Origin of the sequence: Butyricicoccus sp. (assembly GCF_050872565.1) — a bacterium.
Classification (GTDB): Bacteria; Bacillota; Clostridia; order Oscillospirales; family Butyricicoccaceae; genus Butyricicoccus_A.
The window spans coordinates 1-7,575 of record NZ_JBNMHC010000084.1 but is presented as its reverse complement, the minus strand read 5'-3'; the positions used below and the strand labels follow the sequence as shown (position 1 = coordinate 7,575).

Here is a 7,575-nt window from a genome sequence, read left to right as displayed (position 1 = left end):
CTGCCGTCAAATGCGATTTTCATAAGTACTCCTCCTCTGTATCGGTATCTATTAAGAAAGCATGGTTTCCTTCAGGAATGCTGCGGACTTCTGAATGGCAATCAGGTTGTTCGGCATCAGCGGATCTTCCACCTCAATGGATACCGGACCATGATAATCGCCCTCTGCCAGTGTTGCGAAGAAGGTCTTCCACCACAGGGCATCGTGTCCGTAGCCAACAGCGACATAGTTCCAAGAACGAGTGACTGCCGGACCGTTGTAAATGCCCTGCTCATAGCAATCCAGACCCTTGATGTGCGGATTGATGCGGGAATCCTTGCCGTGTACATGGTAAACAGCCTTCTGCTTGCACAGCTCTCGTGCCATAGCCAGTGGGTCGCCGCCCATAAAGAATACATGGCTTGGGTCTAAGTTCAGACCGATGATGTCGCCGACAGCCTCGCGCAGCTTGAGCACGGTCGGCACATTGTATACGAGATTCATCGGATGATTTTCCAGTGCGATGGTCTCTACGCCGCAGGATTTTGCCAGATCTGCAGCCTTGCTCCAGAAATCAATGGCAACGCCCCACTGATACTTGAGCACATCCATCATTTCCGGCGGAAATGTATGGGTGACCCAGTTCAAAGTGGTGTCATTCGGCGCACCTGCCGGAAGACCGGACTGTGCAACCACATGCTTGACACCCAGCAGCTCTGCCAGCCGGAAGGTGTTCATAACGTCCGGCGCGTGGCTTGCCCAGCGTTCGCCCGGTCCAATGGCATTGGCGGAGCAGTTCAAAGCGTACAGCTCCAAGCCGCGACTCTCAATCGCCTGCATGAATTCCTTGCGCGCCTGCGCGCTGTTGAGCAGCTTTTCCATATCGAGGTGCGGTGCACAGGAGTAGCCGCCTGTTGCAATTTCCAGCACCTGAATGCCCATCTTTACTGCCTCATCCAGCACCTGCTCAAACGGCATATCCGGCAGGCCGTCGGTAAACAAGCCCAGCTTCATCGGATTCGGATTAAAGGATGCTACCGGCATATCAAAATCTTTTGGATCCATACTCATTGTCGTGTTCCTCCTTAAAATGTAATCCATTACGAGACAAACAGATCTTGCCGGACTTTTTGACCAGAGATTCCTGCTCCGAAGTGAAGCACATCTGAATACCATCCGGACGTTTTGCTTCTGCTTCAAACATGATCTGATAATTATGATTTACATATCGTTCTGTTCTTTGTTGACTTTAGTATACGATAGATTTTTGTTTCTGCCTTTCAAATTCCTGCATGACTTTAATGAAAATCCAATGGTTTTTTCGATGTTTTTTCGTGCGGACTGCAAATTCCTGCACAGACGCAAAAAAAGACCGCACAGCAGAGAAAACTCTGCTATGCGGTCTCTTGTTTTATTCAATAGGAGTCATGTTCGGAGCAAAAGCCGAATTATGCTTGCCACTTCCAGTCGCGGACTTCCGGCATATCCAGACCATACTCGTTGATATACTGCTTGTGCTCAACCAGCTTGTCGCTCATCTTCTGGTACAGATAAGCGCCACGGTTGCCGAGCTGCGGCAGACGGAGCAGAACGTCCTGAACCAGATGGAAACGGTCAATATCGTTCTGAACACGCATATCAAACGGCGTGGTGATGGTGCCCTCTTCCTTGTAGCCGCGAACGTGCAGCTGACGGTTATGACGGCGGTAGGTCAGCTCATGAATCAGAGTCGGGTAACCATGGAATGCGAAGATGATCGGCTTATCCTTGGTGAACAGCATGTCATACTCTGCATCAGACAGACCATGCGGATGCTCAGCCTTCGGCTGGAGCTTCATCAGGTCAACAACGTTGATGACACGAACCTTGAGTTCCGGCAGTTCCTTGCGCAGGATAGATACAGCAGCCAGTGTCTCCAGCGTCGGGGTCTCGCCGCAGCAAGCCATAACAACATCCGGTTCCTGACCAGCATCGTTGGAAGCCCACTCCCAAACGCCGATGCCCTGGGTGCAGTGCTTGACAGCCTGCTCCATGGTCAGCCACTGCGGACGCGGATGCTTGGATGCAACGATAACATTGACATAGTTGCGGCTGCGGATACAATGATCGAAGCAAGACAGCAGGCAGTTTGCATCCGGCGGCAGGTACAGGCGAACGACATCTGCCTTCTTATTGGCAATATGATCGAGGAAGCCCGGATCCTGATGGGTGAAGCCGTTGTGATCCTGCTGCCATACATTGGAAGCCAGAATCAGGTTCAGAGATGCAATCTTCTGTCTCCACGGCAGCTGGTTGCAAACCTTCAGCCACTTTGCATGCTGAGCAGCCATGGAATCAATGATGCGGATGAACGCCTCATAGCTTGCAAAGAAGCCATGACGACCGGTCAGCAGGTAGCCTTCCAGCCAGCCCTCGCACATGTGCTCGGACAGCATGGAGTCCATAATTCTGCCATCCTTGGCAAGGAATTCATCGGTCGGCAGGGTCTCTGCGTTCCAATCACGGTTGGTTGCCTCAAAAGCAGCGTTCAGACGGTTGGATGCAGTCTCATCCGGTCCGAATACGCGGAAGTTGCGGCTGTCCTCGTTCAGCTTCAGGATGTCGCGGACAAACTTGCCCATCTCAATCATATCCTGACCTTCGGTTGCGCCCGGCTGACCAACTGGGAATGCATAGTCGCGGAAGTCCGGCAGACGCAGGTCACGCAGCAGCAGACCGCCGTTTGCATGTGGGTTTGCGCCGATTCTGTGATCGCCCTTCGGTGCCAGTTCACGCAGCTCCGGAATCAGACGGCCGTTCTCATCGAACAGCTCCTCTGCATGGTAGCTCTCCAGCCAGTTCTTCAGGATGTCCAGATGCTCCGGCTTATCCATCATGATCGGAACCTGATGTGCACGGAAGCTGTTCTCAATCATCTTGCCGTCTACTTCCTTCGGACCAGTCCAGCCCTTCGGGGTGCGCAGAACAATCATCGGCCAGATCGGACGGGTTGCATCACCGGTCTCACGTGCGTGCTTCTGGATGCCCTTGATTTCCTCAATGACAGTATCCAGAGTCTCTGCCATCTTGCGATGCATGGTCATCGGATCGTCGCCCTCTACGAAGTACGGCTTCCAGCCGCAGCCCTCGAAGTACTTCTGCAGCTCTTCATGAGAGATTCTGGAGAAGATGGTCGGGTTTGCGATCTTGTAGCCGTTCAGATGCAGAATCGGCAGAACGGCGCCATCGGTGATCGGGTTCAGGAACTTGTTGGACTGCCAAGAGGTTGCCAGCGGTCCGGTCTCAGCCTCGCCATCGCCTACGGTGACAGCAGCAATCAGATCCGGATTGTCAAAGACAGCACCGAATGCATGAGCAATGGAATAACCCAGCTCGCCGCCTTCGTTGATGGAACCCGGTGTCTCCGGAGCAACATGGCTTGCGATGCCGCCCGGGAAGGAGAACTGCTTGAACAGGCGCTTCATGCCCTCCAGATCCTCGCTTACGTTCGGGTAAACTTCGCTGTACGTGCCCTCCAGATAGGTGTTGGCAACAAAGAAGTTGCCGCCATGTCCCGGGCCGGACAACAGAATCATATCCAGATCATACCGCTTAATGACGCGGTTCAGGTGTACATATACAAAGTTCTGACCAGGTACAGTGCCCCAGTGTCCTACGATTTTCTTCTTAATCTGATCCATTGTCAGCGGCTCGCGCAGCAGCGGATTATCCAGCAGATACAACTGACCAGCAGCCAGATAGTTGGTTGCACGCCAGTACGCATTCATCTTGCGCAGCAGTTCGTCTGTCAGCGGTCCTTTTTCTTCGCAGACCGGTTTCATGTTTTCACTCATGAGTCAGACTCCTTTCTTTTTCGTATAATCTATAAGGCTTTCCCTATCCGACATTGTACGACATCGAAGGAAAAGAAGGCAAGTTTTGAAAGTTAAAAAAGTAACGAAAAACGTAATATTATTTTTACCCGTTTTGTCGACAATTAACCATTTGTTACTTGTAGTTTCAAAAATACAAAAAAAGATACAAGTTTTTACATGAAACTGAGCAATTTTCCATTTTATAACAGTTAAAAGTATGTATATGCTCCATTTGCTCTTTGTACGAAGTATGTTAAAAAAGATGCTATTGATGCCGCCAATAGGTTCGATACTGCTGCGGCGTCATGCCGACGGCTTTCCGAAACGCATTGTGAAAATGACTGACGCTGTTATAGCCAACTTTTGTCGCAATGTCTGTAATTGGCAGCTCACTCATCAACAGCCACGACTGCGCCTCTCCGATTCGGCGGCGAATCACGTACTGTAAAATCGAATAGCCGGTTGCTTTTTTGAATGTATGGGATAAATATGACTCTCCCATGTGCAAATGCTGCGCAATATCTGAAATAACAATCTCTTCCAGATAATGCTGGTCGATATAGTCTTGAATCGCCCGGCTCACTTCGTATACTTTTCCTTGATACAGCTCTCTATTCAGTGTTCCCGCCTGATACAATAGCAGCACCAATGTACTAATCAAATGCTCCTGCATTTCTTGTGTGACCTTTGGCGTTTTCATCTGTCCTTCATAAATCATAGACAGCAAGGCCTCGGTTTCCTGTGTACACCATCCGCCCCGGATAACCGGCGAACAATCATCCGGAAGAATATGATTGGGTTTCCTATTTTTAATCCGAATATTGCCGATAGAACAACCCAAAATTTCCACCCCTGCCACTTGATCGGCACACTCATCATGCAAAACATATGGATGAAAAATTAAAATATCTCCCGCCTGCGTGGCATACGTGCGTCCATCTATAATATGCATCCCGTTTCCGCGGCGAATCAGACGAATCTCTACGCGGTCATCGTGCATATGCATCGCACGGTTGAGCCGCGTGTGCTCGATGTCCTGCATTTCCGCCTCAATCAGCTGCGGCTGCGTTTCCAGCAGCCGCTCAGTGACGGAAAACGTCGGTTTGAACAGCATAAATATCTTCTCCTCATTCGTCCCACAGACCGGAGACAAAGTACAGCAGTGCTGCCCATGTGTAAACCGAGTAAAACATACCATGCGCATCGCGTCCCTGACGCAGAATTTCCTGCGCTTCTGATTTAGACAGCATCACAAAGCCATCAAAGCATTCGGAACCAACGGCACCTGCTTGTGTCAGCTGGGACAGATCTTCCGGATGCAGCACCGCACAAACCAAGGCGTTGCTCTCATCCGTCATGCCCGGAGAACTGAACAGACACGGATTGACGACATGCAGCCGATCCGTCTCCTGTACGGTCAAGCCGGTCTCCTCGTGAATTTCACGCGCTGCGGTTTCCAAAAGCGGCTGGGCTTTTTCTTTGTCCTGCGGGTCGATCAGTCCTGCCGGTGGGCTGAGCAAAAATTGACCGGTCGGATAGCGGAATTCATAGGTCAGCAGCAGCTTTGCTTCTTCTCCCGCTTCCTGCACCACAACAATGCAGGTGACGGCGTCCGGCAGCATGGTGCGGCAGTCCTCATCCGACTGCAACGCAACCAAATCCTCTTTGCTGCGGCGTGTCGCATCGAAATAATGCTTTTCCGGCGCATACTGCAAATCAAACACCTTCAAAAATTTGGTTTCCAGTAAGGTCTCTGTTGTTTCCTTGGTGATGTTTGGCTTTTCCATGCACAAATCCCTCCCAGTTTGATTTCTATGCCCATTATAGCAGGAATGGTATTGCATAGACAAGCATCAAATGCAAAGAGCCGCATCCCTGTCGGAACACAGCTCTTTGCATTGGTTAAGTGAAATTAGATAAGGATACGAATAGGTATATGTTGAAATCAAAAAATGATTTAACAGCAATTCATGGTCATGAGCAGTTCGCCAGCTTTCACGCTGCTTCCCTCTTTGACAAGAACTTCTTCTATATGTCCGCTCATACGAGCTACCACCGAGGTCTCCATCTTCATAGCTTCAATGACAGCGATAACTTGATTTTCTTCCACGGCATCGCCGGGCTTCACGTGTACCTTTGTCACCATACCCGGAATGGATGCGCCGATCTGTCCTCTGTCCTTCGGATCTGCCATGACAACGGCATTAGCCGTAGATTCTGCGTTCTGATCCGGCACGGTAACTTCACGGCGGCTGCCGTTCAGCTCAAAGATGACCTGTCTCGTGCCGTCATCATTCTTGTCACCGAGACCCAGATATTTGATTACCAGCGTCTTTCCGTCTTCAATGTTGATCTGCGTTGTCTCACCGACCTGCATACCATAGAAGAAGACATGCGAGCCCATGCGCATCAGATAGCCATATTCTCGATCGTAATGCCAGAAGTCCTCCAGAACTTTTGGATACAGGCAGTACGAAATAATGTCGCGCATATCCGGATTCGGATGGAACGCTTCCACTTCTTTGCGCACCGCTTCAAAATCAACCGGCTCCAGCAATTCGCCGGGACGGCAGGTAATCGGCTTCTCGCCCTTGAGTACGACCTTCTGAATGTCCTCCGGGAATCCGCACGGCGGCTGACCCATCATGCCCTTGAAGTACGAGACAACGGAATCCGGGAACGTCAGCGATTCACCGCGCTCGACAATATTCTCCGGCGTCAAGTCGTTCTGTACCATGAAAATTGCCAAGTCGCCGACCATCTTCGAGGACGGAGTAACTTTAATCAGATCGCCCAGCATGTCATTGACGGTCTTGTACATCTCCTTGACTTCTTGGAAGCGGCTGCCAAGACCCAGAGAGATAACCTGCGGCTCCAAATTCGTGTACTGACCGCCAGGAATCTCATACCGATAAATATCCGTGACCGGCGTTTTGAGTCCGCGGTCAAAGTTCTTATAGCGCAGACGTACATCTGCCCAATAATCCGTCAATCTTTGCAGTTCGTTGAGATCCAAACCGGTATCTCGCGGATTGCCCTGCAAAGCCGCAACAACTGCATTCATGGACGGTTGCGAGGTCAGGCTGGACATGGAAGCAATCGCGGTGTCCACAATATCTACACCGGATTCCGCTGCCATCAGCAGCGTGGCAACCTGATTGCTGGTCGTATCATGGGTATGCAGATGAATCGGCAGAGCGATTTCCTGCTTGAGCGCATGAACCAGTTCCTTTGCCGCATACGGTTTAAGCAGACCGGACATATCTTTGATTGCAATCGAATGCACACCGAGCTTTTCCAGCTCCTTTGCCATCTTGACATAATAATCCAGCGTGTAATGGTTTCTGGTCTTATCTAGAATATCGCCGGTATAACAAATCGTACCCTCGCAGAACTTGTTTTGATTCAATACTTCATCAATTGCCACGGACATGCCCGGCAGCCAGTTGAGTGAATCAAATACGCGGAAAATATCAATGCCGCTCTTTGCGCTCTGCTTGATAAATTCACGCACGACATTATCCGGATAATTAGAATATCCGACCGCATTGGAGCCGCGCAGCAGCATCTGGAACGGGATGTTCGGGATCTTTTCACGCAAGAGATCCAAGCGTTCCCACGGAGATTCATGCAGGAAGCGGAACGCTACATCGAATGTCGCACCGCCCCACATTTCCAGTGAGAAGCAATCTGCCAGAATATCCGCTGTGCCGTCCGCGCCCTTTACCATGTCGCGGGTGCG

General features: G+C 50.7%; 5 protein-coding genes. All 5 read right to left on the bottom strand.

Annotation, left to right across the window (positions count from 1 at the left end):
- Positions 1–51: 51 nt before the first annotated feature.
- A complete protein-coding gene (locus ACR0P9_RS05160; RefSeq protein ID WP_432617968.1) occupies positions 52–1,050 on the bottom strand; it encodes a sugar phosphate isomerase/epimerase family protein in 999 nt (332 codons plus the stop codon).
- A 377-nt stretch (positions 1,051–1,427) separates the two neighbouring features.
- Entirely contained in the window at positions 1,428–3,800 is a 2,373-nt protein-coding gene (locus tag ACR0P9_RS05155) for a phosphoketolase family protein (RefSeq protein WP_432617970.1), read from the bottom strand.
- Positions 3,801–4,098: 298 nt separating this feature from the next.
- Entirely contained in the window at positions 4,099–4,947 is an 849-nt protein-coding gene (locus ACR0P9_RS05150) for an AraC family transcriptional regulator (RefSeq protein ID WP_432617966.1), read from the bottom strand.
- 13 nt (positions 4,948–4,960) lie between these two features.
- A complete protein-coding gene (locus tag ACR0P9_RS05145) occupies positions 4,961–5,620 on the bottom strand; it encodes an NUDIX hydrolase (protein ID WP_432617964.1) in 660 nt (219 codons plus the stop codon).
- A gap of 170 nt (positions 5,621–5,790) precedes the next feature.
- Positions 5,791–7,575 (bottom strand): pyruvate carboxylase subunit B (locus ACR0P9_RS05140; protein ID WP_432617962.1); only part of this gene is annotated, 1,785 nt, incomplete at its 5' end.

Bases quoted from the DNA above. Each gene is read 5' to 3' on its own strand.
- ACR0P9_RS05155 (WP_432617970.1), bottom strand. From the start codon at position 3,800: ATGAAACCGGTCTGCGAAGAAAAAGGACCGCTGACAGACGAACTGCTG.
- ACR0P9_RS05150 (WP_432617966.1), bottom strand. From the start codon at position 4,947: ATGCTGTTCAAACCGACGTTTTCCGTCACTGAGCGGCTGCTGGAAACG.
- ACR0P9_RS05160 (WP_432617968.1), bottom strand. From the start codon at position 1,050: ATGAGTATGGATCCAAAAGATTTTGATATGCCGGTAGCATCCTTTAAT.
- ACR0P9_RS05145 (WP_432617964.1), bottom strand. From the start codon at position 5,620: ATGGAAAAGCCAAACATCACCAAGGAAACAACAGAGACCTTACTGGAA.